The sequence below is a fragment of the Cyclobacterium plantarum genome (assembly GCF_011290685.1).
Taxonomy (GTDB): Bacteria; Bacteroidota; Bacteroidia; order Cytophagales; family Cyclobacteriaceae; genus Cyclobacterium; species Cyclobacterium plantarum.
Window position 1 is genome coordinate 73,481 of the sequence record NZ_JAANYN010000015.1, and the last position, 26,501, is coordinate 99,981.

Sequence of the window (26,501 nt, forward strand, 5' to 3'; positions counted from 1 at the left end):
ATAAATTACACTAGCTAATTCGGATTGCTTGCTTATGGGCGGCTAGTTTGTTGATAGGGTTCCACTTTCATCCCATCTTTAACTTTGTGAACACCTGATTCAATGATGGTTTCCCCTTCAGAAATATTATTGTTTTTTATGATAAAATTTCCGCCGGCTTTGCCATTGATCTGGACCTCTTTTCTTTCCGCTGTGCTGTCTGCGCTCAGTGTAAATACGAAATTTTTGTCCTGCACCTTGGTGATGGATTTTTGGGGCACCATCAACACATCAGGGTGGATCTGTTCCAAAATAATTTTGCCGGTGTTTCCGCTTCTTAGCAATTTGTTTGGGTTATCAAACTTTGCCCTAAGGGTAATTGCACCGGTGGTCCGATCGATTTGACCGGCATCAGCATCGATTACCCCTTCTTCCGAATAAACGGTACCGTCCGCCAGGATTAACTTTACATGCGGGTTAAGCCGCCGTGCAGTAGAATCTTCCTTCATTTTTTTGTAAAACAAATAATTAGATTCACTCATGGCAAAATACACGTATATTTGACTTATATCTGATAGTGTGGTTACGGGCTCATCATCTCCTTTTGCTACCAAATTTCCCACACGTTTAGGAATCAAGCCAATGTACCCACTAACCGGTGCCTTTATCTGGGTGAACTGTACGTCTATCTGGCTGGTTGCTTTCAGCGCTTCGGCCTGAGCAAGCGATGCCTTAGCTACCTCGTAGTTCGATTCAGCAGTTTTCATTTGTACTTCTGAAATCACTTCATGGTCTATCAGAGGCTGGAGTCTTTCCAATTCTATTCTTGCATTTTCAAGTTTTGCTTTCTCAACTTCTACAGCAGCCTGTGCATTTTTAAGCCGCTCCTGATACGGTAGGGAATTGATACTGAATAATAATTGTCCTTTTTCTACAAAGTCTCCCTCGTCAACGTGGATTTCATCCAGTAACCCCTCAACCTGGGGACGAATCTCAACATTTACCTTGCCCTCAATAGCTCCCAGGTACTCAAATGTAGTCACCGCAGAATCCCTTTTTACCGTGGTCACCGGCAATGATAGTGTCTCCACTTTTACCTGTTCTCCTTTGCTGTCGCATGAATAATTAACCAAAGAACCTATTATAAATATTGGTACTAGCAATAGATTATAATTAATACTTGAATTTTTTAGTCTCATTTTTAAATAAAATTTTATCCTCATTCCAGCCCTATTGAATTGTTTTTGGCTGATAAGACGGGTATGATTGCTAAAATATCAAAAAGCATTCCAATAATTTTTTGATGAATGGATTAATAGATGTTTTGGGTGGTAAAAAAATTGCTACTTGTAATAATAGGAGTCTAAGAAAATCTCTTTTGATAGTATAATTACTATGCAATTTGTTTCTTTCTGGATTTTGCAAGATGGGTACTGACAAATAACTTTTTGTCTTATAAATTCTTAAAAATGAATAATTTGATGAGGGTTCGCAATAACCCTTATCAAATTATTCATTTCCATATTCCAGCAATTGAATTTGTTTTTTTGAAAAAATAATTTGTGGTGTGAGATTGGACTTGTTATCACTTCCTTCCCCAAAAAAAATGTGAAAAAAATCTCAATCAATACCCTAAGGTTTTCATCATGCTGCTGCTTTCCTGCTCAGGGGCAAACATCCAATGCTTAATACTCCCATCACTTTTCCGATCAATAATTATATGTTTGGGAGCAGGAATGAGGCAGTGTTGGATCCCCCCATATCCTCCCAGAGATTCCTGATAGGCACCTGTATGGAAAAAGCCAATGTATTGGGTGTTGCCTTTCTCTAATTTGGGAAGGTATATATTGAATTGATGGGCTTCGGAATTGTAATAGTCCATGCTGTCGCAAGTCAGGCCGCCCAAAGAAATATTGTGGTATTCCTTGTCCCAGTTGTTGACGGCCAACATGATGTATTTCTGGTTTAAACCCCAGCTATCCGGCAGCTGGGTGATAAATGACCCATCTATCATGTACCACAATTCCTTGTCATTTTGAAGTTTTTCATCAAGTATGGAATAGATCACCGCACCACTTTCGCCTACGGTATAACTTCCGAATTCGGTAAAGATATTGGGCTCTATGGTGTTGTTTTTGGCACACATCCACTTGATATTCTTAATGATCTGATCTGCCATGTACTGGTAATCATAATCAAAAAATACATTAGTTTTAATGGGCCAGCCACCACCCACATCCATCGTGTCCAATTCAGGAGCGACTTTTTTCAATTCCACATATTTCTGGATGAACCGAGTCAGTTCCGACCAATAATATGCTGTATCCCTTATTCCGGAATTGATAAAAAAATGGAGCATCTTTAGACTTACATTGGGATTGTCTTTTATTTTTTCCTCATATAATTTGATGATATCATGGTACCGGACCCCAAGTCTGGAGGTATAAAAGCCAAATTTGGGTTCTTCATCCGCAGCAATCCGGATACCTACCTTAAAAGGTACCTTTACATGCTCCAGATAATAATCGATCTCAGTAAGGTTGTCCAGCACAGGAATGCAATTGGTAAAACCCTCATTGAGTAATTCGGAAACATATTGTTTATAAAGTTCCCGTTTGAATCCATTACAAACGATGAAGGTGTCTTTGGTAATTTTTCCGTTTTTGAACAGGTTTTTTACCAGGGGGATGTCAAAAGTAGAACTGGTTTCAATATGAGCCCCATTTTTCAAAGCCTCATCCATCACAAAGCTGAAGTGAGAGGATTTGGTACAATAACAATAGGTATAGCTGCCCTTATAGTCATGTGTTTGCATGGCATTGCCAAAGTAGGTTTTGGCATTTTGGATATTTTCGGAAATCTTGGGCAGGTAGGTCAGTTTCAAGGGTGTCCCATACTCCTTGATAATTTCCATTAGATTTACCCCATTAAAATGCAGCTGGTTGTTGTTTACATTAAATTCTTTGGTTGGAAAATCAAAAGTTTGCTGGATAAGGTCGATATAATTGTTCATAATTTGCGCTTGCAATTGCTATTTGGTCTATAGAAGATCCAAAAATTGCACCAAAATCTGACTAATCAAACCATTTTTTGTGGAAAAAATGGATCAAAATCTTTAGCCCAAACTTTTGAAAAGCATTTTATTTTCCTTGTCTTGCCTGATTTTCGTCTTTAAAAGTTTACCAAGGGCTTTTCTGAATAGCATCTCTTTGTTCAGGGTTTCGTAGATGTATTTCAAGAATGCCGTAATTTCTTTTTTCGCAGTTGACTTGTAATAAAACGTGAAATTTTTATGGGAATGGTTATTGGTCAGAAATGCAGCCGGGCTTTTGTACAATTCGGCTAATCCCCTCAATAAGCCATAAAGCGAAGCCCATTTTTCTGATAATTCAAAAGAAATGGCTTCATACCCATCCGGGTTTTCGGACATTGACGAAAGCAAGCGTATTCCGAATTGATCAAAATTCACTTCTTTAAGATAACCTTTTTCAATTTTAATTTCCTTTTCCGCTACCATCTTCTTTTTGACTTTACAGTCTCATTTATTTACACTTACTTATACCCAATTGCGGACAAAAAGTTTTGATTTTGAAAAAAATATGGCTCGTTTCAAATCCAATGCAGCATCTTTTTTTAGTCCGCTGAAAAGTTCATTGTTTTCAACTTGATATTTAGGATATACTTAACTTAAAACCTGAACATTCGTTACTCATTGGTATTGAGTTGGTATTCATTTTCTACATTAGAATAGTATTGCCCACTCGTTACTTTTGAATAGGTATTTCAATAAAGAAAGTAGTGCCTTTGTTTTCTTCACTTTCAAACCAAATATTTCCTCCGTGGGCAGTGATGATTTGTTTGGATATTGCCAGGCCCATGCCAAAAGGTTTCTCTCCTTCTGTTCCATGTCTTTTTCCTTCGGTGTACCATTCAAATACCTTGTTCTTTATTTCTTCTGGAATGCCAATACCCTCATCTTTTATTAAAATGAATATTTTTTCGAATTTTTCCCGCATGCTGATCCGGATGGATTTCCCTTTTGGACTGAACTTGATCGCATTGGCAATCAGGTTGCTGATTACCCTCCATAGTTTCTCCCGGCTTACGGAGGCTGTCACTGGTGTGGTTTCCAGTAGTATTTTTTGGTCTTTTTCCCGGGCTTTGTGTTGCAAAAGTTCCACACAATAATTCAACAGCCGATCTATTTCTACCGGTTCTTTTGTAAGAGCAGCCGAATTTTTGTTGGATTGCATCATTTCGGATACCAGGTTAAGCGAATTATTGCAGGAGGTTTTAATGTGTTCCAGCAAAACCCTGTTCTCACCTGTAATCTGCTCATCCGATAAGAGTATATCAGACATCATGACCATGCTGCTGATCGGGTTTCTCAAATCATGAGCTACCATGTACATGATTTTGGTGTTTTCCGCTTGACTTTGTTCCAGTGCCCCAAGTGTTTCCTGAAGTTCTATATTCTGCTGGCTGATTACCCTGTTAATATTTTTGGACCGGTTGAGACCTCTCCAGGCCAATCCTAAAAAGACAACCAACAATACCGTAAATCCCACTGCAGCACCCAAATAAATATTTTTGATATGGTTGTCTCGGTTTACAATAGAGAGTTGATACTGTTGGGCTGCATTTTCATAGGATTCCTCCATGTCCACCAGCCGAAGTTCTTCATCCACTTTTTCGATGGAATCCCTCAAAGAATAGTAGTCTTTTAAATAATGGTAAGCCCTGTCAGATGCTCCGGATTTTCGGTAATATTCCCCCTTTACCCTGTTCAATTGGATAAGGGTGTTAATATAGCCGCGGTTTTTGACCTCAGCCTCGGTAAGTTCTTCATCCAATTGATCCAAATAGGTCCGGGCTTCATTCAGTCGGCTCTGACGAATCAAAAGATCGATCAATTTTACCTTGGATGTTTGCGCATCCCTTCTGTCATATTCAGGTCTGGAATTGATAGCAATGCTTCTCTTAAGAAACTTTTCGGCTTCTTTATCTTGTCCTAATTTAGCCAGTGCGCCACCAAGATTTCCAAAATAGACACCTTTTGCCAGACTGATAAAGTGTTTTTCTCCGGGATACTTCTTTTCAGCATTTTCAAGAAAATTGATCCCCTTTTGGTAATGGACAACGGCACTATCCAGCAAACCCATTTTCTCAAAACTCAGCGCAAGAGTATTGCGGTACATCTGCGGAAAATAGAGATTTTGGTCCAGCATCCCATTTCCCCAGCAATCTTCATTTTCCCGGATTGCCTGTCTGAAGTACGGAAGGCTCTCCTCAAATTTATTTTGCTGGTACCGGAAAAGTCCCATTTGATAGGTGAGGTTGCTGATAAGGCAATTGCTTAAATTCTGAGCGGCAAACTTTCTGCCCTCAAAATAGCTTTCAAAGGCACTGTTAAATTGTTTTTTGGCTTTATACCAGTCTCCTTCTAAAAATTTTGTCTGAGCATATTCTTTTTCATATATATGCCTGCTGTCTTCCAAAAGCCAAAACATGCTGTCCAAATATTCCCTGGACTTGTCCAGGTCAATGTCATAGGTGAGGTAAATTTTGCTCAAAAAATTGTATTTTTCCCATAAATCCAGCGTGCCTTTATCTTCTATATGTCGGTAGGCACTGTCTAGAAAATTTAAGGAATTTCTGAATTGCCCACTATTTAGCAGGTTACTTGATTTGTCCAGGATTTGTGAAGTTTTAGGGGATAAGGCTTGGTATGATTTTTCCTTCTCCGCACAACCCACAAAAACCATCAGAAATGCAACTGCTATACAGCCTTGAAATAAGTTATTACAGCCAAAAAATGAAAGCCGGGAAAATTCTTGCATATGTTTTCAAAATAATCTAAAAAATGTTGGAAAGCCTAATTTTCAGAATCTAAATGTGTAGGCCAATTTGATGGTAGACTGTATCTCCATGGGACGAATTCTGTCCATGAACCGCTGCCAATTGTGGTTGTGTACAATAAATAGGGTTTTTCCCGGATTGATGATCCAGATAAAGCGGCTATTGGTACCCAATCTCTCGGTCACATTATCGTATTGAATGTTAAAATTGATAGATACCCAGGGTGAAAAGTCATAGCTGCTATTCAGCCTTACCAAATGAGTTTTGAAATTTCCCTGCTCAAGATCAACTTTACTGTAGATATAGCTAAGGGTCATGTTCAGCCCCACAATAGGTCTCATAAAAATATCTGCTTCCAGATTGGATTGCCTGCCTGTCCAGAAGCCTATATTGGTCCAGGTGGCAGAACCTCCGATCTTTCGGAATGGTGCCGATATGGCCTCAATGGAATAACCCCTGTTTTGGTACCTGCCCTCGGGGATCAAATAGGTGCCATCCCTGAGGATATCGAATGTATAATCCAGAAATTCATAATTGTGCAAAGCGGAAAAATTAAGAATGTCCCCGGATTCAAACCGTAATCCAAGGACACGGATTTCATGATTTACAGTGGCTGGTTCCCAATTCATCATCATTAGGTATTCAAAGTCATATTCCCAGCTGATTTCCCTCAAAACCTTGCTTCTTTCCATCAGGGGGTTATAGGTTATTGTAGGCTGCAGCCTTCTGAATCCAACACGAGGAACAAAACCTACTGCCGGGTTGTATTGAATGCCAAATTCCCGATAAGATACATGAGCATCCCAGGGTTGATTGGGAAAGTTAAACCGAAACCCTCTGACTGACCTGTCCATCAAACTACTGCTATCATTGAAAAAAGAAGGTGTATGACCTACAAAGAAAGTCTCAAACTGGAAATTTTTGTTTCCTAAAAATCTTGAAGTACTCAGACTGATGTCGGCCCCGAAAGTTTCTCTTACAGGTAAACTGTCACCCTCGGTTTCCCTTCTGGTATAAATAGCACCGACCGTACTTTCACTTGAAATATTCTGTAGCACCCTGGCAACAGTGAAATTTTCCCCCGGAAGTGCTTCAGCCTCACCGGTCTTTACATGGATCATGCCGATATCGGTGTTGTTTACCCGGCCGATTAGCCTTCCCCCATAGCGGATGGGAATGGCCCTGCCTTCCTGTAGGCCGATTCGTCTGCTGAAATAGGGGTTTGGATTACTGGATGGGGCAAACTGGAAGATATTGGCACCCTGAAGAAAAAAGTCCCTCCTTTCTGGCAGTAGAATAGGAAATCGGGTGAGGTTTACCTGCCTGTCATCGACTTCCGCTTCCGCAAAATCCGTATTGATGGTTATTCCTGCTTTTAAATTCGGGTTGATATTATAATTCAATTCTCCGCCAGCATTGAAAGTGCTTTCCTGCCCCATAGGGATTTCAGGGTCAATCCTCGTCTGGGACCTGGAGGCTATGGCATAGGGAATGGCTTCCAGGCCCAAACCTTGATTGATTTGGGACAAACCGGTTAGTTTTCCGGCATCCTGCGGTCTTTCTATTCCCTGGTTTCTCTTATAACCCTCCCAGAGGGTGATTTCATTTTTTCTTCGGATGGTTCTTAAAAAATTGATTCCCCAGGTTTCATTATTTGGGTTGAAATTTAGTGTCATGAATGGAATCCGAAATTCTGCAACCCATCCTTTATCATCCTTGCTGACCCAAACCCTCCATATGCCGTTCCAGTCTCTGTTGATCTGCGCCCCCTGTCCCGTTCGGAGAATGCCATCTCCCATCATGCCCAGGGGGTTGGTCTCAAAATAAAAGGCAGAACGCTGGTCATCATAAGTATCCAGAATCAAGGCAAAAAAATCATCTGTAGCCAGATCCGCATCTCTTCTTCTTTGATAAGCTTTAATATTTCCAGGCTCGCTGTCATACATTCTCACACCCAGGTAAAGATTTTTTTCATCAAAAGCAACCTGAACAGCCGTTTGCTCTGTTGCCAATTGCCCTTCAAGTGGCTCCTGTTGCCGGAATGAAGTTGCCGTATTTACTTGTTTCCAAAAACTTTCATCCAACCTACCATCCATGACCGGAGACTCATTTACTTTTAATCGATAAGCCTTAATTTCTCCTTTTTCCTGCGCCCAAAGTATGGGTGAAAGCATAGTCAAAAGAATAATAATGGGAATAAACCTTAAACGCATATTGTTTATTTGTACTACAAAATAAAATATTTATGCCGGCTTAGGGGCATGTTTTTTTATAGAAGGTCTTTCGGTCGGATCAGCCCCTGATGGATATGGCCTATTCCAGGAATTTTCCCCAATCAGAAGTGTAGTTTATTGGAATCACTCATTTTCATCCAGAATCAATTGACTTTCCAATTGAAGTAGCTGAAAAACCTGATCTTTAAAAATACTTAATTTTCTTTCGTATTCCTTTTCATCTTCAATAAGGGAGAGGTAATAATAAGCCCCTTCAATGACTACAAAAATTTTTTCAGCCAATAATGCAGTGTCCCCTCTGGCAAAAACCGGGTCTTTGTCCAATAAAGTTTTTAACGTATTCCGTAGTTTAAGATGGAGTTTTTTATATTCTTTTTTGATGGTTTCATCCCGAAATGTCATCGCAAAACAACTAAAAAACACACCGTCATCAAATAGCAGGTTCCATTCTCTTGAAAAAAGCCGGTTGACCAAAAGTTCAGGGTAAACTTTATGATCTTTTTCCAACTTGTTAATGATTGGCTTATAAATCAGTTGATACTGGTGAAGTATATGGGCAATCAATCCCAGTACCAAAAGCCTCTTGTTTGGGAAATAGTGCATGATCAGACTTGGTGGCATGCCCAGGTGTTTGCCAATTTTTGCAATCGATACGTTTTCAATTCCCTCCAGACGGGATAAATCATAAAAGCCTGTAATGATTTCCTTTTTTTTCTCCTCTTTTACCTTCTTTTTCATACCTTCGTAAAATAAAAAGGCTAATTTAGTCAAAAAAGTATTCTTTATAGCGATTTTTTATTTAAATTTAAATATTTAATATTGAATGAATATTCAATAAATAAAATGTAACACGGGTTTAATATTGAGGTAATAGTAGTCGCCTAAATTGCGATCCGAATCAGCATATATTTTATCACCAATACCTAAATAATACATGGAAAAAGTTTTACATCAATTCAAAAACATCAACAAGAAAGCAGGTTTTTTAAGCTTGCTCCTGAGTTTGATGGTGACGTGGACAGCCCTGGCCCAGATTACGGTTAGTGGTGTTGTCAAAGATGGGGTAGAAGATCTGCCATTACCAGGTGTCTCTGTATATCAAAAAGGCGGGAATAATGTAAGCATTACAGATATTGACGGGGCCTACAGCATTGAAGTGGCCTCTGCTCAGTCAGAGCTTGTTTTCTCCTTTATCGGTTTCGAAACGCAGAATATCATCGTCGGAGATCGAAGTACCATAGACGTGACTTTATCTGCAGAAGAAACCCTTTTGGAGCAGGTGGTGGTCGTGGGCTATGGTACCCAAAAGAAGATCAACCTGACAGGGGCCGTTGATCAGGTTTCCGGAGAAGATATCATCAACCGACCTGTAGCCAATGTCATGCAAGGTTTGCAGGGAGCCAGCCCAGGTCTGAATATCACCTATTCCGGTGGCCGCCCCGGCACGGTACCGGATATCAATATCAGGGGCTTTACTTCCATTAATGGAGGAGGACCTTTGATCGTCATTGATGGTATAGCAGTAGCCTATGAGGATTTGTTACGTTTAAATCCTGCAGATATTGAGTCGTTTTCAGTGTTGAGAGATGCCGCCTCTGCAGCAATTTATGGAGCAAGAGCTGCTTTTGGGGTGGTTCTGATCACTACCAAACAAGGAGGGGAAAAGCAAACCATCTCTTACAATAGTAATTTTTCCTGGGGAAAACCCACAGTCCTTCCTCAGCCGGTAACAGATCCCTATATTTATTCCAGGGTGATGGACCAGGCGACCAGCAACACACCATGGAATTACATCAATTTCAATGATTTTCATTACCAATGGGCCAGAGAGCGATCTGCAGACCCTTCTGTGGAGGATGTTCGGGTAGATCCCAATAACCCCAACCAATGGGCCTATATGGGAAATAATGACTGGTACGGTTATTTTTTTAACAATGCCAGCTTCTCCACCAATCAGAGTCTGGCCATCAGCGGGAGTTCGAACAATGAAAACCTTCCCATGACTTACTATGTGTCCGGAGATTACACCCGGGAAAACGGCATGAATAAATTGCAGCCAGATAACTGGGACCGCTATTCCCTGCGTGCTCGCATTACCGCGACTCCTAAAAAATGGCTGAAACTGGACAACAACCTGAACATTTACCAGACCAAAAGGGCGGAATCGACCAATAACATTACCGATATTTATTACCTCACCCCAATAGAAGTTGCTGAAAACCCCGATGGTACCTGGGCCAATACCGATGCCGGCAGGCTGGCGGCAAGGCTGGTGGACGGAGGAAGAAACCGGGAAGACATGTTCGGTTTCCACAATATCCTCCGGGCCACAGGTACTTTTCTGGACGGTGACCTTACCGTAACCGGAAATGGTAGTTTTAAAAGAGAACAGTGGATTTACGGTTGGGATAGAAGGAAGTTTGACATTGGTTTCGGTCCGGATGACATCAGAACCGAAGGGGGAGATGGCCTGGTGGCAGAAAGAAATGGCAACCTGCAAAATACCATTTTTGATTTGTATGGAAATTATACCAAATCATTTGGTGATCACTCCATCAACATTCTGGCAGGTTACAACCAGGAAAGTTATTCCTATTCTTCTGTAGAATCAGAAAGAAGGGTCTTGATTTCCTCTTCTTTGCCTTACCTGGGCTTGACTACCGGGGATTCTTTTATTACACCGGGATACAGCTCCTATGCGACTCAAAGTGTGTTTGGCAGGGCCAACTACACCTATGACAATAAATATATTTTGGAATTCAATGGACGGTATGACGGTTCTTCCCGCTTCCCTTCATCTAACCGTTGGGGCTTTTTCCCATCTATTTCCGGTGCCTGGATTATCAGCGACGAAGGATTCTTTCAGGACATGGCCATGGGAGCAGCTCCTACCCTCAAATTCAGGGGTTCTTATGGAAGCCTTGGCAACCAAAACGTGTCTAATTTTGGCTATTTACAGGCACTACCCACAGGGCTTTCCGATTACCTGATTGGCGGTGACCGGCAAGTGGTGGTGAACAGTGCTCCGGAGCTGGCCGTGGATCCCAATTTCTACACCTGGGAAAGGGTGATTACTACCAATTTCGGCGTGGATTTTGGACTCTGGGAGGATAAATTCTTTGCTACTTTTGATTACTTTATCAGGGATACCAAAGACATGCTCACCAACCCGGTAGAATTACCAGGTGTATTGGGTACCTCTCCACCTCAGCAAAATGCGGCTGATCTGCAAACCAAGGGCTGGGAACTGACATTAAATTACAGAAACCAGTTTGGCAGTTATGAAAATCCTGTACAATTTTCTTCTAAGTTTTTCATTTCTGATTCCAGATCATGGATCACCAGCTACGAAAACGAACAAGGATTGCTGTCCAATTACCGGGTAGGTCAGGAAGTTGGAGAAATCTGGGGATTGGTCAATGATGGAATGTTCAGTTCGGAAGATGAGATCAGCCAACTGGACCAAACGGCCATCGTTCCCTGGGGAGCCCTGGATATTGTGCCCGGCTGGCCAAAGTATGTAGACCTGAACAATGATGGAAAAATAGAACAGGGCCTTACGGAAACCGATTCTAAAGACCTTAGCATTATCGGCAATAGCAGGCCACGATACCAGCTGGGAGCAAACCTGAATGTGTCCTGGAATGGTTTTGATGTTTCCATGTTTTTGCAGGGAGTAGGTCGTCAGGATTATTACCCCCAGCACTACATCTTCTGGGGTCCCTATCAGCAGCCTTATGCGAATATTTACCCCTGGAACCTGGATTTTTACAGGGGACAGGCTGACGGAGAAGCCCTCCGTGCACAGCACAGCCAATCTTACCTGGATGCAGGTTTGGCAGACCAAAACCTGGATTCCAGGTATCCGGTACTGCAATCCTGGATGGCGGACGACAATTATGGATCAGGACTGGATATTCCTCAAACGGGGTATCTACTCAATGCTGCTTATCTGAGGGTAAAAAATTTAACCCTGGGCTATTCCCTTCCACAAGAAATAGCAGCCAGAATCAATGCCAGCAGGATCCGGTTTTTTGTAACAGGGGAAAACCTGTATGAATTTTCGGCCATCAAATCCTTTGTGGATCCGGAAGCCGTAAATAACGGTTATGGTTGGTCGTACCCTTTCCAGAGAAGGTATTCATTTGGTGTTAACATTGACTTGTAAAAGAAGAAACAAAATGAAAAAATATAGCATTTACCTATTGGCCTTTAGCATGCTCTTCATGGCATCCTGCGATGAAGACTTCATGGAAAGGTATCCACAGACATCGATTTCCCCGGAGGAGTTCTTTAAGACCGAGGAAGATTTGAGATTATATGTAGATGGATTACTTACCCTGCCTGACATGTACGAATACCAGGCAGATCAAAGCAGTGATAATATGGCAACTACAGGGGCCATTGAAATCAAGAGCATGATGACCGGAACGCCCAATTCCCAGAACATTACCGGAGGCTGGGATTGGGAAGACCTAAGGAACATCAATTACTTTCTGGAAAACAGCCCCAATGCGGATGCAAGTATGGAAGCCATTCAGCATTATGAGGGATTGGCCCGGTATTACAGGGCTGTCTTTTATTTTGATATGGTGAAGAGATATTCTGATGTGCCCTGGTATGGTCAACTGTTAAATCCTTCCGATGAAGAGTTGTTGTATAAGGGTAGGGATTCCAGAGAAACCGTAATGAACGGGGTGATGGAGGATCTGGCCTTTGCTGCGCAACATGTGCGGGAGGAGGTCCCCTCGGGTACTCCAGGAAACTGGGCAGTAAAAACCTTTTATGCAAGAGTGGCATTGTACGAAGGTACTTTCCGGAAATACCACGACGAATTGGGCCTTCAGGGATCGGCCAATGATTTTCTTACGCTGGCAAGAGACTTGTCCAAGGAAATCATGGACTCCGGAAACTTTTCCCTACACCAGACGGGAAACCCGGGAAGTGATTACAAGGCCCTGTTTAACAGCCAGGATCTATCAGGTAATTCGGAAGTAATACTTTTCAATCCCTATGACCTGAATAAGGACAGGAACAGTGATATCAATTATACTGTTTTTGGAACGTATGAGCAATCTCCGTCCAGGGATTTGGTGCAAACTTACCTGATGCGGGATGGATCCAGGTTTACCGACCAGCCCGGTTTTGAAACCCTGGGTTATGTGGATGAATTTGAAAACAGGGATCCCCGTATGGCCCAAACCCTGGTTTATCCGGGTTGGGTAAGGGCCCCGGAACCTGATGCATTTATTCCTATTCTAAGCAGAAATTTTACGGGTTATTTCCAACAAAAAGGATACAACAATACCACGGATAATGTGGCATTGGGCAGCTTGGATTTTCCGGTATACCGCTATGCAGAAGTTCTGCTGACCTATGCAGAAGCCTTGGCAGAATTGGGCAGCCTGACTCAGGCTGATGCAGATATTTCAGTCAACCTTTTGCGGCAAAGAGCCGGTATGCCCGACTTGCAGGTCTCACTGGTCAACGCCCAGCCAGATGCCTTTCTTGCCGCCAAACATCCCAATGTAAGTGGACCCATGACTGGAGCTATTTTGGAAATTCGCAGAGAAAGAAGAGTAGAGTTTGCCCTGGAGGGATATCGTTACGACGACCTGATGCGCTGGTCTTCCGGAAAATTATTGGAAAACATCCCCGAAGGCATGTATTTTCCGGGTCTTGGTAAGTACGATTTGACAGGGGACGGTGTTGAAGACATTATCCTGATTGATAAGGATGCGGACGTTCCTGGTGACCCACAGAAGGAGACCAACTCCCTGGGTAAGATGCTGATCTATTACAAAGCTGGTACTGTGGATGACAACGTGACTGTTTACATGGAAAACGGATCAGAGGGAGGTACCTTGGTCACTGAAACCGCAGAGCGAACATTCGAAGATCCCAAGTACTATTACAGACCCATTCCCTTTCAACAGACAACGCTAAATCCGAATTTAGAACAAATCTTCGGCTGGGAATAATTAATTGAAAGTTTCTTACAAGTAAGCTGCCGGCGATTGTGGGCAGCTTACTTTTTTCTATACCTACAAAATTATTACAAAAAACATCCTATGAAGCTTAGCATTTATACCCTTACATTCCTTTTTGCAGGTATTTTTTTAATGCCTTTTCAGACGGAGGCTCAGGAAAAGAAAACCTTGTTTATTATTCTGGACGGAATCCAACGAGAATTGCTGATCAAAAACCCCACACCAAATATGGACGAAATCATCTCCGAAGGAGGATATTTTCCGGCCCATGTAGGAGGTGCAAAAGGAGGGTATTCAGAAACCCCCACCATTTCGGCTGTAGGTTACAATAGCCTGCTTACGGGTGTTTGGGTAAACAAGCACAATGTAAAGGGAAACAGCATTCGCCGGCCCAATTACAACTACTGGACTATTTTCCGGCATTTCAAGGAAAATTACCCCAATAAAACCACTGCAGTATATTCTACCTGGCTGGACAACCGGACCAAGTTGGTGGGGGAGAATCTGGAAGCAACCGGACATTTGCAATTGGATTACCATTTTGACGGCTTGGAGGTAGATACGTTGGGTTATCCCCATGACGATAAAAGCGAATACATCAAAAAAATAGATCAGGAAGTGGCCGCTTATGCGGCGAAGGATATTTCCCGAAAGGCACCTGACCTTACCTGGGTATATTTGCAATACACAGACGATATGGGCCACAGGTTCGGTGCCAGCCCGGAAATGGATCTGGCCATTCAGGAAGCAGACAGACAAGTGGGACTGATTTGGTCAGCGATTAAGGAAAGGGAGAAAGAATTTGATGAAGATTGGATGATTGCTATCACCACCGATCACGGCAGGGGAGAGGGAGGTTTTCATCATGGAGGCCAATCCGATGAAGAAAGAGCTACCTGGATCATTTCCAATCAATCTTTCAATGAAATCGCAAGCAACATACCTGGAATTGTAGATTTATTCCCCACGATTGCGAACTATATGCATATTGAAATTCCAAAAAACCAGGCCATGGAAGTGGATGGAGTTTCCTTATGGGGAGAAGCGTATGCCTCTCACCTCAAAGGTACGCTTAATGGAAACCTGTTGAACCTGAACTGGAAGGATTACGGTTCCGGGGAGAAAGCTAAAATATGGGTTACCCCAACCAACCAATTCAGATACGGCAATTCAGACCTTTACCGATTATTGGGCGAGACAGATTTGGCGAAAGAGACGGTAGAATTGGATTTGAAAATGAAATACGATAACCTTAAGGTAGTTTTGGAGCTTCCGGAAGGCTTTATTAATGTTTGGCTGAAAAACCAGGAATAACAACGGCTTTCTTCAAATGTTTACCCTTTCAGGGTACCATTTGTGTAAATAAAGTAATATGTTTGGTGTTTAAGGGCTTAAATTGGTTTTTAAACACCAAACCTCATGAATAAACTAATTTTATATCAATTACTGTTTTTTTTAACTAATTTTATTGTTCAGGGTCAGGACCTGGAAATTACGGGAATGTATGCCGTAAAAGTTGAGGGACCTCTTACCATAGATGGTGAATTAAATGAAAAAGTCTGGCAGGAAGAGGGCTGGATTGATGATTTTATCCAGACCTTCCCTACGGATACCCTACCGGCAATTGCCGAAACAAGGGTTAAAATCGCCTATGATGACAAGTTTCTCTACATTGCAGCCATCATGCTTAGCCCGGAACCCAGGGAGGCCTATGTGAGTACCTCCCTGAGGCGAGATTTCCGGGGAAATCAAAATGATGGGATTAGTTTTGTAATTGATACGTTTAACGACAAAACCAACGGCTACATCTTTGGTGTAAATCCATATGGGGTGCAGCGGGAAGCCATGATGGGGAATGGCGGTTTGCAACCCACAGATTTTAACCTGGCCTGGGACAACAAGTGGTATTCCGAGGCGGTAATACTAGAGGACCGATGGGTAGCTGAAATTGCCATCCCTTTCTCTACGTTGCGCTACAAAGATGCAACAGACAACTGGAACGTGAACATTTACAGGATTGACAGCAAATACTCCGAAAAAACCACCTGGACACCCATTCCCCGTAACTTCAATGTGACCCACATGGCCTTTTCCCGCAATTTGTATTTCCCGGAACCACTACCAAAATCAGGGGGGAATTATTCGATCATACCTTATGCTGCAATGGCTACTTCTACGAATTCCGTGGAAGGGTATAGCGAGCCATTAAAGCCTTCTTTTGGCGGTGATGCCAAAATCGGGCTTGGCCCGGCCATGAACCTTGACCTGACCGTGAATCCTGACTTTTCGCAGGTAGAAGTGGATGAGCAGGTGACCAATCTGGATCGCTTTGAAATTTTCTTCCCGGAAAGGAGGCAGTTTTTCCTGGAAAATGTGGATTTATTCGCTGATTTTGGAACAGATCGAATACGGCCGTTTTTCTCTCGCCGGATAGGAGTAGATAGGGATGAATCCACCGGGCAGAATGTGCAGAACCAGATCCTCTATGGTGCCAGGCTAAGTGGAAAACTGACCGATGACTGGAGGGTCGGAGCCATGAACATGCAAACGGGCAGCGATCCCTTGCGGGGTATTAGCGGCAAAAATTTCTCTGTTGCCGCCCTCCAACGGAAAGTGTTTAACAGGTCCAATGTAGGTGTCATGCTGATCAACCGGGAAACCGTCGATATGGAAAGGGGGGGAGCCAACCTGAAAGGAGGGGACTACAACCGCCTCGCCGGAATAGACTACAATCTATTTTCCAAAGACAACCGCTGGAGCGGAAAGTTTTTTTACCACCGAACATTTGAAAAAGGGGTACAGGAAGATGTCGGCACCGGACATGCGCAGTTGGCTTTTAATGATGTGAACTTCAATGCGGGCCTGGCCTACTCCTATGTGGGAGAAAACTACAATCCCTTGGTAGGATACACACCCCGCACGGGATACCAGCGGATCGCGCCGGAAATAGGCTACACTTTTTTTCCGGAATCCGAGCATGTGAACAGGCATGGTCCCGGCTTCCTGTCTGAAACCTTGTGGAATGCATCCCTGGGAGTAACAGATGAGCTGCATACCCTGAATTACCTGGTGCAGTTTCATTCCTTCGCCGAAGTAACCCTTAGCGCCAACAACCAATATACCTATTTGTTTTTCCCTTTTGACCCAACACGGACCGGAGGAGAACCGCTGCCGGATGGAACGGCTTACCGGTACAATTATTTGGGGATTGATTTTCGTACTGATCCCAGGAAAGCACTGGCACTCAGGGGTACCGGACAAGTAGGTCAGTATTACAGCGGGACCATGGCTAATTTTACGGGAATGGCACAATGGCGGATTGGTTACCTGGCGAATATTTCCATGAACCTGAGCTACAGCCGGATCCGGCTTCCCGAGCCGCAAACAGATGCCGACCTCTTCCTGATCGGTCCCCGCATCGACCTTACCTTTACCCGCAGCCTGTTTTGGACCACTTTTATTCAGTACAACAATCAGATCGACAATATAAACATCAATACCCGGATTCAATGGCGCTATGCCCCGGTATCTGATCTGTTTGTGGTTTATACAGACAATTATTTCCCGGACACCTTTGCTTCCAAACAAAGGGCATTTGTAATGAAGTTGAATTATTGGTTGAATTTGTAAAAAGGCTGTCGGTTCGTGTTTCTTTGTCAAATTTCCTTGACAGGGAAGACTCCCTGCAGTAGGTGATCAAAGCTGAACTTGATAAATATTAATCGGCTGAAGAAGTGCGAGACTGGCGAAGTACTGACCAAACTCCACCAAGCACAAATCCCTCCGCCGCGGCGGAGGGCAAGGGGGGGGTTCGTGTAATTCCAATAATAAGGATTTGATTTTCTGATATGTAGACCCGGAGACCCCATTAAATAACTATTTTATAAACCAAGATAATAGTTGTCAGTTTCTGAAGGAAGCCGTAGAGAAATTGATTAACCTTTCGTAACTTTAGAATACATAAAAATAACATTAAAAGATGGAACTAAAGCTTAGCGTTCGATTTGAGCAATTGGTTAACTTGGCCAGTCAATTGTCATTACCGGAAAGGCAGCGACTTATTGCCATACTTCAGAAAACCACACATACAAGCAAAACCAAAAAGGGGGAACGGGAATTGGGAAAATACAAAGGTAAAATAAAAATGGCTGATGATTTTAATGCACCCTTGGATGACTTTGAGGAGTACATGTAATGAGGTATCTATTAGACACACAGGTATTGTTGTGGATTTTTGGTGAATCAGATAAATTAACCGCTACAGCTACCGATATAGTTAAAAGTAAAGAAAACGATTTGTTTGTAAGCAAAGCCAGCTTTTGGGAGGCGGGGATTAAAGTCAATATCGGTAAATTGACGTTACCATTTACATTAGAAGAGTTAGTAAAAGAGACGCTTTCCAACGACATTGAGATATTGGATATAGAAATGAACCATATTCTTAAAAATGTCCATATCCCACTTTATCATCGTGACCCCTTTGACAGATTGATTATCAGTCAGGCAATGGTTGAAGAACTGCCAATTATCTCCAGTGGTGACAAATTCTCACTCTACAAGGTGAGCAGGATTTGGTAAAAGTGTTGAGTATTAAGGAAATCAAGATTTTACCAGCCACAGCCTTAAAAATATTATAAATATGTACAACAATTACCTTCGATTCTGAGCGTAAATAAAAAATACTGTGGGCTTTGTAGTTATAGCTTTTAAGGTGTGCGGAAAATTCGGACGCATCCCGTCCAATTTCCGGATTAATAGCAATTTTTTCCAGACAGTTGAGCAACTCCTCAATGTAGGCAAGGGTTTGTTTTTCACCCCATTTCTCTAATGAATAATCAGCAATACCGCTCCTGTCTTCATGACAGACAAAACGTAATTAGCCATGCTGGTTTAAATCGGTTTTTCCCAGCGAGTACCGGGGGCAGGGCATCCGGAACTGGTACGGCTGGATGGAACTGATCAGCCCCCGGCAGTATCAAGATCCGGAGATGATTATTGGGAAAGTGTCATATGTACTTTGGGGTTTATCCAGCTAGTAAAACCATACAAACTATATGTATACAGAAAAAAAATTAATTGTATATTTAATGACATATTGAGATTTATCTCTTGTAATTGAGAAGGGTTAAATCTCGAAATAAAATTAAAATTGGAATCCTTATGAACCGCATTGGAATTACCCTGATTTTTTTACTGATATCGCTTGCCACCGTTAAATGCCAGCCAACATCGGGTAAAAAAACGCTTCAATCGCTTCCTCCGGAAGTCGTAGAAAGCATCGAAAAGCGCATAGCAAATGGCGTTACCCCAAGTATGGCCATCGCGCTAATTGACTCTAGTGGAACGAAATTCTATCATTTTGGAAACACTAGCAAGGACGGCAAAGCGGTGGATCAGCATACCATTTATGAAATCGGATCTATTTCTAAGGTATTTACCGGGATTCTGCTTGCCCAACAAGTCATTGATGGAGACCTCAATCTGGATGATGAGATCAATGACTATTTACCGGAGGGTATAAAATCTACTGTGATGGGCGATGCAGCAATCACATTTGGCAACCTGACCGATCATACTTCCGGCTATCCCAGAATGCCGGATAATTTCACCCCTGCCAATCCCAATAATCCTTTTGCCGACTACACGGAGGATCAGATGTATGCCTTTATTTTGGGCTACGAACCCACCCGGGAAGCAGGTGCGGCTTACGAGTATTCCAATTTTGCCCAGGGTCTGCTGGGACATCTGCTTGCTCTGAATAAAAACAGTACCTACGAAGATTTGTTGGTTCAGACCATTACAGATCCATTGAACATGGAAAATACCCGGATTGAATTGACGGAAGGAATGAGAGAGCATCTGGCCCTAGGACACAATGCAGGTACTGTGGTAGAAAACTGGGACATCCCCACCCTTGCCGGTGCAGGAGCAATCAGAAGCTCAACTTCAGACATGGCCAGGTTTATTGCTGCTAATTTGGGTTATATAAAAAGTCCGCTGAAGGAAGCAATGGCCTTGTCTCATAAAGTCAGGCATAATAAAGCTGGGGATATGAGCGTGGCAATGGGTTGGCATATCAAGAAAGGGGCTGAGGGAGATGTCATCTGGCACAATGGAGGTACAGGCGGCTACAGGACCTTTGCCGGATTTGTGAAAGAGACCGGTGTTGGCCTGGTACTTCTTACTAATTCTTCCAGCAGTTCTGATGATATTGGCTTCTATCTCCTTGACCCCGGGGCGAAATTGGCAGAGGTAAAACCCAAAGGTCAGGCAGTGGACGTACCGGAATCTATCCTTCAGCAATACGTGGGTGTATACGAGTTAGCTCCCGAGTTCAAGATCACCGTGACCCAGGAGGGAAAGGAATTGTATGGCCAGGCAACAGGGCAGCCAAAGTTCCAGATGTTCGCAGAAAATGAAACGCTGTTTTACCTGACTGTGGTAGAAGCAAAGATATCGTTTCAACGTAAAAATGGAGAGGTGGAAAGTCTGACTCTTTTTCAAGGCGGACAAGAAATGCTGGGTAAAAAAGTGGAATAGGCTTTATGAGGCAACCGTTTGACTGGAACGATTCCAGCATCCCGGCAGAAATTTTGGCAACGGGAGTGCATGGTTATGGGGTTGGTGAAATTTAAACCACTTTGTGGAAACAGGGGTTTGTGAAGCACCGGCCATTGAAACCATTCAAAATTTATAACCTTCTTACATAAGGTTTTCCTTGAAAGTACAAGTTTACTCGTTAGATAAAAATCACTGTGAACACCGATTTACTACTTTTGAATATCTGCAAGAACATTTCATTGAACAATGAAGAAAATGCCCGAATTTTACGTTTTTTGGAAGAAGAAAAGGTAACAAGGAACAGCTTTATTTTAAGGGAGGGAGAAATATGCGATTATATTTATTTTGTTAATTCTGGCATATTGAGAGCCTACTGCATTAACCCGGATGGTAAAGAGGCGACTGTTATGTTTGCAATGAAAGATTGGTGGATTACGGATATGTATTGTTTTTTAAATGGGCTTCCTGCAATGGTCAATATTCAGGCAGTGGAGGCCTGCAGTACTTTAAAACTATCCAAAGTACATCTGGATACACTTTTTACAGAACTGCCGAAATTCAATACCTTTTTTAGAATTTTAATGCAAAATGCCTATTGCCGGGAACAACTCAGGACCATCCAAAACCTAACCCTACCTGCCAAAGATCGGTATGAACAATTTACGAAGAAGTACCCCCAGATAGCCAAAAAAGTGACGCTTAAACAAACGGCTTCTTACCTGGGAATCACTCCTGAATTCCTCAGTGTTATAAGAGGAAAAAGGGATTGACACAAAAAATACAGGATTTCTTAATATACCTTATTTTTTTAGGGAACAGGAATGAGGTAATTTGAAAAAAAACGATATGCTAATTTTAATTGCGGGTCCCTATCGAAGTGGTACAAATGATGATCCTAGACTCATTCAAAACAACCTGGACAGGCTGGAAGCCATGGCCTTACCGATTTTCAGAAAGGGACATGTCCCCATTATTGGGGAATGGCTTGCCCTGCCATTACTTCACCTGGCCGGATCACAAAAACCAGGGGATGAAATTTGGAATGAAATTCAATACCCGGTAGCTCACCGTTTACTGGAAAAATGTGATGCGGTCCTGAGGATCCCGGGTGCGTCCGGGGGGGCCGATCAGGATGTAAAAAAAGCAAGGGAAAGGGGACTTAAAGTTTATTACCATTTAAATGAAATTCCTGATGCAGAATAGCCGCATTAAAAACCTGAAGAAAGATTTTCTTTCCGATAAATGAAGGTAAGCATGGGAGGGGGGCTGGATGAGGAGCAGGAAAATATCGAGGTGCTGGAATTGCCTTTTAGTACCGCTTGCGAAATGATACAGACAGGAGAGATTAAAGATGGGAAAACAATCATGTTGTTGCAATACCTTAAGATTCAAAATTTTATACCCGAATAAAATCGGTCAGGACTTGGCCATTTATCAGAGGTTTTAATTATGGTAGGCCCTTGGATAAAAGTAAAGGATGAATAGCAATCTGGACAAAATTTTTTATCTTTAAAGAGTATACTGTATACATAATACATCGAATTGATACATGGTAAAGGAAATCTCCCTATTAATCTTGATTTGGATGGTAGCCCTGCAATCTACCACTATTGCACAAATCAATACCTCCAATTATAAAAAAGGTAACAAATGGGAAGTAGAACAATGGCAGGTAAACGACATCGTCTTTTCCGCCAAAACCGATCCCGCTGATAATCCGTTTGACGCAACATTCGGGGCCATTTATACCGGACCCGATGGACAGATTCTGGACCTTACCGGCTTTTTTAATGGCGGAAACGAATGGATCAGCCGGTTTTCGGCTGCCGAGCAGGGCACCTGGCACTTTGTTACCTATTCCTCCGAACCCAAACTCAGCGGGCTGACCGGGGAACTGCAGGTACTGCCCAACTCCCGGCCCCGGCAAAAAGGAGCGGTGGGCATCGATCCGGAAAATCCCCAGGCCTTTGCCTATGAAAATGGCGATCCCCATTTTATGCTCGCCTTTGAGCTGGATTGGCTGTTTGCCCTGGACTACGACAATGAAGCGGGCCTGTCCAAAACCGAGCAACTATTGGATCAGATCAAAGCAAACGGATTCAATCATGTGGAGGCAAATATCTACGCCTATGATGTGGGTTGGAGAGTGGCCGACGATGTGCCGGAAAAGTACTTCTACGGCAAACCACCCTACACGGCCTGGGAAGGCAGCAATGAAAACCCCGATTTAAGCCGCCTGAACCTGGACCTTTTTCAGCATTGGGACCGGGTTTTGGCCAGCATGCAAGGCAAAGGGCTGGATGCCCACTTGATGATCTATGTCTGGAACAAATTGGTCAACTGGCCGGAAATGTACTCCCATGGGGACAACCTGTATTTTGACTACATCATTCACCGCTACCAGGCCTTTTCCAATGTGATCTGGGATGTTTCCAAAGAAGCGCTGGATTACGAGCGGGCCGATCCGCCCTACATTCAGGAACGGATCCGCCGGATTCGGGAAAAAGACCGATTCAACCGATTGATCACCGTACACGATTACGAGTTCAATTCCCGGTACGGGGAGCTGGTGGATTTTATTTCCATTCAGAGTTGGCGCTCCAATCTGTATTCCCTGATGCTGCAGGGAAGGGCGGTTCATGCCGATAAGCCGGTGGTCAACATCGAACACGGGGGATATGAAACCGGCTCCTACCAAACCTTTGTCGGCAATTACACCAGCCCGGAAACCTGCCTGGTGCGGACCTAGGAATGCGTATTTGCCGGGGTGTACGGTTCCTATTACTGGCAGAACAGCTCCTGGAACATCGTGGTCCACGATCCTTTTGCGGAGGGACAGGATTTTGAGCCGCCGCGGTTTGACTACTACAAGCACCTCGCCGGCCTGTTTACCCGATACAACTTCAACGAGCTGCAGCCCAGCTACCCCAAGATTACTACCAATAGCCGGGTAGGGACCGACAACCTGGCCACCAATGGCTTTTCGCTAAGCAATGGGGAAGGCCTGTACCTCATGTTTATTCCCAAAGACAGCGAGCGGGTCAACGCGGTTCTTCCCAAGCCGGACAGTGGAAAGATGAAAATCACCTGGTTCAATATATTTACAGGCGAGTACCGGGAGCAGGGCAGCAGGAACTGGTCCGGCTGGATGGAGCTGATCAGTCCCTGGCAGTATACCGATTCGGTGGTGATTGTAGAGGAGGGGTGAAATGCTACTAATCAACACAAATGGCTTTACCATTTAAGGTGAAAAATTTGGCCGGATTCTTTTTAGATTTATTCCATTGGTAGACGACAAATAGGGATAGAATTGTTTTTGGTGCTGAAATGATGTAATTTTGCATCAACAATTCTAGTAAAGAATAAAACCATGGCAAGACAGAGTATTTCTTTAACCAAACCAAACGACGATTGGCTCAAAGCCCAGGTCGATAGTGAAGAGTATTCCAGCAAAAGTGAGCTCGTCAACGATTTAATCCGACAAGCACGAGCCCAACAAAGGCAGATAGACTGGATACGCAGGAAACTTATCAAAGCAGAACATAGTGGTTTTACAGACATGAGTCCCGAAGAAATCCTTGCACAATCAAAGAAAGAATTGGGCAATCAATAATGGGCCATTACAGACTTACTGAGGAAGCGAAGGCTGATTTAATTTGAATTCATCACTCGTCAGGGTTTCAGGAAGATTAATCTGGGCAAAGACCATCTCGTCGGTACTATCGCCAAAGCGGATCGTGAGTAGGTTTTTGTGAATAGAAAAACTTCGCATCGACCGAAGGGCGGAAAAATACCGGTTTTCAAAATCCATCATTGGCTTAGTGGAGCCTTTGTAGGTTGAGCCAATTCTTCCGTTCGACCAAATTTTACCCTTTTCCTCATCCACCTGATACGCTCCTCCAAAGCCGTTGACAGGTCCGGCTCCGTGAAAAGTCCACATCCCTTCATCCTCTGAAAGGGTTGATGGGTCTGTGGTGAAACGCACCCTAATGCGCCCAAACAACCCTTCGCTGCTGAAGCGAACCAAATCCGCCGGTGGGTGATCACGCCTGTTCCTTATCCGATCGGTAAAGTACAGAAAGCCCCAGGATTGGAAAAGATCGGTTTGAACCTCCTCTACCTCGTAGGGTATTACCACATACGGATTGGCTTTGTCTTCCTCACAGGAAAGAAGGAAAATAACCAATACTAAAAACAAGAGATTCCTCATGGTCAACGATATTTAGCATCGAGACGGTAATAGAACGTAAAATGTCTCAACGTCAAAAAAAAAATGGCTTGAAGTAGTAAGTGGTCCAACCTTTTATTACCTTCAAAAACATTCAATGGATTCGACTTCTATTGTACAGACACATTATTCCACGATGGGGGACGTTACAAGAAACAGCTCCTTCAAGGGGAAGGAGCTAAATTTAAAAAGATATTAGCAATATGCTGCGTATGGGACGTTATTAAAAATCTGTTCATGGGAATTGCCTGCAATAAAGCAAACTGAAATTAGTTGGTATAGTCCGTCCACCCAAAGCCAACTACAAATAGCCCCCACATCACTTCCGTCACTTTTTCACCTTCGAATCCCAGGAGCAGGGCATCCGGATCTGGTCCGGTTGGATGGAATTGATCAGTCCCTGGCAGTATTCCGATTCGGTGGTGATGGTGGAGGAGTGGATGCGCTAACGATCAAAACAAGCGGCCATTGAGCTATCAGGATGAAAAGTTTGACAAAAACAGGGTCTGTCAATTAAAAATCGGCGTATGTCTAATTTTTAGTATTTTTGTCAAAAGAATAAATAATATGATCGATTATAAGGAAATAATCAAACGCAATCCAAACAAAAGATTTGGAAAGCCGTGCATCCGGGATACCAGAATCACCCTATTTGATGTCCTTGGATGGTTAGCTGCCAGAATGACCCAGGATGAAATTATTTACGATTTTCCGGAACTTACAGTTGATGATATTAAGGCCTGTCTTGCGTATGGGGCCGATAGAGAACATAAAATTAAGCTTAGTTCGTGAGATATTGCATGCCGGATGCGGGCAAACATGACGAAAGTACTACACGGACGGATGTGTACTCTCAAGAGATCGATCAAAATATGAAATTCTACCTAAACTACGATCTATATTTGTTATTAGCAGGTTAATCGAACTATATGATTTATTATTTGTAAATTAACAAATTAAACTAATGATTTTGAAAACATCAACGCCAAGTATTTTTTGACAAATATCGTTTCTAGGGATAAAATAGAGCTGGATTCGGTAAGATTTGAATCCTTGAAAAAGTCAAAATTTCAACTTTTGGAAGCATTTTATTTTGAGGAAAAATATGATATTTTTCTGTCAAATTATTTAGTTATTGAAAAGGAAGTTTTAATAAATACAATAGATAGATACTTCCTTGGAAGTAAACCCTATAAATTTTTCCATGAATCACGTCTAATTTTGAATAGGCTGTTTATAAATTTCTTGAGCGGTGTAAGGATGTACCAAGATCAGGTACCAAGCCATGTAGAGAATTGTTTAGATAATGATAGACATGTGATTAAAAATTTAAAAAATTTGTTTTCCAAAGAATTTGATTTATCCATAGAATATCAATCTATGGAATTTCTAAGAAATCATACTCAACATGGAGGCCAAGCGGTTCATAGCATAACATTTCAAAATAAAAATGTTGGGAACGGTGATTCAGCTAAGAATCAATTTTCAATTTCAATTTGGGCGCTTAAATCGGTCTTAATGGAAAATCCCAAATTTCCAAAGAACCGTTTATCGAGTGTAGATGAAAAAGTTGATTGAACTAGGCGTATGATAAATAAAATTCTTTGTAAGGGTATGGTGGTTTTTCTACCATTCTTTTCATGAGGTTTT

General features: G+C 42.7%; 24 protein-coding genes. 16 read left to right on the forward strand and 8 right to left on the reverse strand.

The annotated features are described in order from the left end of the window. Positions 1 to 32: 32 nt before the first annotated feature. The 6 genes from G9Q97_RS22690 to G9Q97_RS22715 form a co-directional block, all read right to left on the reverse strand. Entirely contained in the window at positions 33 to 1,112 is a 1,080-nt protein-coding gene (locus tag G9Q97_RS22690) for an efflux RND transporter periplasmic adaptor subunit (RefSeq protein ID WP_246255833.1), read from the reverse strand. 491 nt (positions 1,113 to 1,603) lie between these two features. After that, on the reverse strand, positions 1,604 to 2,992 hold the full coding sequence (locus tag G9Q97_RS22695) for an arginine decarboxylase (protein WP_166151217.1): 1,389 nt from the start codon (positions 2,990 to 2,992) through the stop codon (positions 1,604 to 1,606). A 102-nt stretch (positions 2,993 to 3,094) separates the two neighbouring features. Beyond that, entirely contained in the window at positions 3,095 to 3,496 is a 402-nt protein-coding gene (locus G9Q97_RS22700) for a hypothetical protein (protein WP_166151218.1), read from the reverse strand. Positions 3,497 to 3,743: 247 nt separating this feature from the next. After that, complete coding sequence (locus tag G9Q97_RS22705; RefSeq protein ID WP_166151219.1) at positions 3,744 to 5,819, reverse strand: tetratricopeptide repeat-containing sensor histidine kinase; 2,076 nt, start codon at positions 5,817 to 5,819, stop codon at positions 3,744 to 3,746. Between the two features lie 42 nt (positions 5,820 to 5,861). Then, entirely contained in the window at positions 5,862 to 8,012 is a 2,151-nt protein-coding gene (locus tag G9Q97_RS22710; RefSeq protein ID WP_166151220.1) for a carbohydrate binding family 9 domain-containing protein, read from the reverse strand. 183 nt (positions 8,013 to 8,195) lie between these two features. Next, a complete protein-coding gene (locus G9Q97_RS22715; protein WP_166151221.1) occupies positions 8,196 to 8,810 on the reverse strand; it encodes a TetR family transcriptional regulator in 615 nt (204 codons plus the stop codon). A gap of 196 nt (positions 8,811 to 9,006) precedes the next feature. Between G9Q97_RS22715 and G9Q97_RS22720 the strand changes: the two genes are divergently transcribed. The 6 genes from G9Q97_RS22720 to G9Q97_RS22745 all read left to right on the forward strand — a co-directional run bounded on the left by G9Q97_RS22720 (position 9,007) and on the right by G9Q97_RS22745 (position 18,640). Further along, a complete protein-coding gene (locus G9Q97_RS22720) occupies positions 9,007 to 12,240 on the forward strand; it encodes a SusC/RagA family TonB-linked outer membrane protein (protein WP_166151222.1) in 3,234 nt (1,077 codons plus the stop codon). 13 nt (positions 12,241 to 12,253) lie between these two features. Beyond that, positions 12,254 to 14,053, forward strand: a complete 1,800-nt coding sequence (locus tag G9Q97_RS22725; protein ID WP_166151223.1) for a RagB/SusD family nutrient uptake outer membrane protein — start codon at positions 12,254 to 12,256, stop codon at positions 14,051 to 14,053. Positions 14,054 to 14,143: 90 nt separating this feature from the next. Further along, positions 14,144 to 15,376 carry an alkaline phosphatase family protein gene (locus tag G9Q97_RS22730; RefSeq protein WP_166151224.1) on the forward strand — a complete coding sequence of 411 codons (1,233 nt, stop codon included), beginning with the start codon at positions 14,144 to 14,146 and terminating at the stop codon, positions 15,374 to 15,376. A 105-nt stretch (positions 15,377 to 15,481) separates the two neighbouring features. After that, a complete protein-coding gene (locus tag G9Q97_RS22735) occupies positions 15,482 to 17,692 on the forward strand; it encodes a DUF5916 domain-containing protein (RefSeq protein WP_166151225.1) in 2,211 nt (736 codons plus the stop codon). 349 nt (positions 17,693 to 18,041) lie between these two features. Beyond that, complete coding sequence (locus G9Q97_RS22740) at positions 18,042 to 18,257, forward strand: DUF2281 domain-containing protein (protein ID WP_166151226.1); 216 nt, start codon at positions 18,042 to 18,044, stop codon at positions 18,255 to 18,257. Next, a complete protein-coding gene (locus G9Q97_RS22745) occupies positions 18,257 to 18,640 on the forward strand; it encodes a type II toxin-antitoxin system VapC family toxin (RefSeq protein WP_166151227.1) in 384 nt (127 codons plus the stop codon). Before G9Q97_RS22740 ends, G9Q97_RS22745 begins: the two co-directional genes overlap by 1 nt. On the opposite strand, the gene G9Q97_RS25425 is transcribed toward G9Q97_RS22745, so the two are convergent. Beyond that, positions 18,588 to 18,905: a type II toxin-antitoxin system RelE/ParE family toxin gene (locus tag G9Q97_RS25425; RefSeq protein ID WP_166151248.1), complete on the reverse strand. Its 318-nt coding sequence runs from the start codon at positions 18,903 to 18,905 to the stop codon at positions 18,588 to 18,590. The genes G9Q97_RS22745 and G9Q97_RS25425 overlap by 53 nt on opposite strands. A 317-nt stretch (positions 18,906 to 19,222) precedes the next feature. On the opposite strand from G9Q97_RS25425, the gene G9Q97_RS22755 reads away from it, so the two are divergent. The 7 genes from G9Q97_RS22755 (at position 19,223) to G9Q97_RS22785 (ending at position 24,236) form a co-directional block, all read left to right on the forward strand. Beyond that, on the forward strand, positions 19,223 to 20,602 hold the full coding sequence (locus tag G9Q97_RS22755; protein ID WP_166151228.1) for a serine hydrolase: 1,380 nt from the start codon (positions 19,223 to 19,225) through the stop codon (positions 20,600 to 20,602). A gap of 215 nt (positions 20,603 to 20,817) precedes the next feature. Further along, on the forward strand, positions 20,818 to 21,393 hold the full coding sequence (locus G9Q97_RS22760; protein ID WP_166151229.1) for a Crp/Fnr family transcriptional regulator: 576 nt from the start codon (positions 20,818 to 20,820) through the stop codon (positions 21,391 to 21,393). Positions 21,394 to 21,469: 76 nt separating this feature from the next. Continuing rightward, on the forward strand, positions 21,470 to 21,826 hold the full coding sequence (locus G9Q97_RS22765; RefSeq protein WP_166151230.1) for a DUF4406 domain-containing protein: 357 nt from the start codon (positions 21,470 to 21,472) through the stop codon (positions 21,824 to 21,826). 39 nt (positions 21,827 to 21,865) lie between these two features. Further along, positions 21,866 to 22,033 carry an NUDIX hydrolase gene (locus G9Q97_RS22770; RefSeq protein WP_222852068.1) on the forward strand — a complete coding sequence of 56 codons (168 nt, stop codon included), beginning with the start codon at positions 21,866 to 21,868 and terminating at the stop codon, positions 22,031 to 22,033. A gap of 139 nt (positions 22,034 to 22,172) precedes the next feature. After that, the gene (locus G9Q97_RS22775) at positions 22,173 to 23,372 is read left to right on the forward strand and encodes a DUF5060 domain-containing protein (protein WP_166151231.1); all 1,200 of its coding nucleotides are present in this window, start codon (positions 22,173 to 22,175) and stop codon (positions 23,370 to 23,372) included. A gap of 18 nt (positions 23,373 to 23,390) precedes the next feature. Then, on the forward strand, positions 23,391 to 23,831 hold the full coding sequence (locus tag G9Q97_RS22780; RefSeq protein ID WP_166151232.1) for a hypothetical protein: 441 nt from the start codon (positions 23,391 to 23,393) through the stop codon (positions 23,829 to 23,831). Positions 23,832 to 23,993: 162 nt separating this feature from the next. Next, complete coding sequence (locus G9Q97_RS22785; protein ID WP_166151233.1) at positions 23,994 to 24,236, forward strand: ribbon-helix-helix domain-containing protein; 243 nt, start codon at positions 23,994 to 23,996, stop codon at positions 24,234 to 24,236. Positions 24,237 to 24,251: 15 nt separating this feature from the next. On the opposite strand, the gene G9Q97_RS22790 is transcribed toward G9Q97_RS22785, so the two are convergent. Further along, positions 24,252 to 24,833, reverse strand: a complete 582-nt coding sequence (locus tag G9Q97_RS22790; RefSeq protein ID WP_166151235.1) for an META domain-containing protein — start codon at positions 24,831 to 24,833, stop codon at positions 24,252 to 24,254. 262 nt (positions 24,834 to 25,095) lie between these two features. Between G9Q97_RS22790 and G9Q97_RS22795 the strand changes: the two genes are divergently transcribed. The 3 genes from G9Q97_RS22795 (at position 25,096) to G9Q97_RS22805 (ending at position 26,429) form a co-directional block, all read left to right on the forward strand. Then, the gene (locus G9Q97_RS22795; RefSeq protein WP_166151237.1) at positions 25,096 to 25,323 is read left to right on the forward strand and encodes a hypothetical protein; all 228 of its coding nucleotides are present in this window, start codon (positions 25,096 to 25,098) and stop codon (positions 25,321 to 25,323) included. A 95-nt stretch (positions 25,324 to 25,418) separates the two neighbouring features. Next, complete coding sequence (locus G9Q97_RS22800) at positions 25,419 to 25,643, forward strand: DUF433 domain-containing protein (protein WP_222852069.1); 225 nt, start codon at positions 25,419 to 25,421, stop codon at positions 25,641 to 25,643. Positions 25,644 to 25,904: 261 nt separating this feature from the next. Further along, the gene (locus G9Q97_RS22805; protein ID WP_166151239.1) at positions 25,905 to 26,429 is read left to right on the forward strand and encodes a hypothetical protein; all 525 of its coding nucleotides are present in this window, start codon (positions 25,905 to 25,907) and stop codon (positions 26,427 to 26,429) included. Positions 26,430 to 26,501: the final 72 nt, after the last annotated feature.